Origin of the sequence: Gluconobacter sp. P1D12_c (genome assembly GCF_018812105.1) — a bacterium.
Classification (GTDB): Bacteria; Pseudomonadota; Alphaproteobacteria; order Acetobacterales; family Acetobacteraceae; genus Gluconobacter; species Gluconobacter oxydans_A.
On the sequence record NZ_JACSIQ010000357.1, the window covers coordinates 1 to 488 of the forward strand.

General features: G+C 60.2%; 1 protein-coding gene. It reads left to right on the forward strand.

Annotated features, from left to right (window positions below):
• A partial coding sequence (locus KP705_RS17160; protein WP_215765144.1) for a DUF4158 domain-containing protein occupies nucleotides 1–488 on the forward strand: 488 nt, incomplete at both ends.

Sequence of the window (488 nt, forward strand, 5' to 3'; positions counted from 1 at the left end):
TGGGCTCTGGTCCCATTACGGACGTCGTGACGAAACCCGTCGATCCCATCTGGCCCACCTGATGAAGCGTTATGGCTACCGAACCTTCGATCGGTCGGCATTTCATGACATGACCGGTTTCGCGATGCCAATTGCACATCATGTGACCCAGCCATCCCGCATGGCTGCGATCCTGATTGACGAGATGCGTCGCCGAAGCATTCTCCTGCCGTCGGTCACTGTCATTGAAGCCTTGGTGCGCCGTGCTCGCCAGCAGGCCGATCACCTTGTCCATGACGTCCTTGCAGGGGATCTGCCGCCGGAAACCCGTTGTCGTTTGGACAAAATGCTGGAGCGTCGTGGCGATCGCAGTGCCTCCTGGCTCTCGTGGCTGCGTAACCCGCCCTTGTCACCAGCCGCGCGCAATATCCTGCGATTGCTGGAACGCCTGGAGTGTGTACGATCCCTGAACCTCGACAGCGCTCGCGCCACGACCATACCGCGTGTGG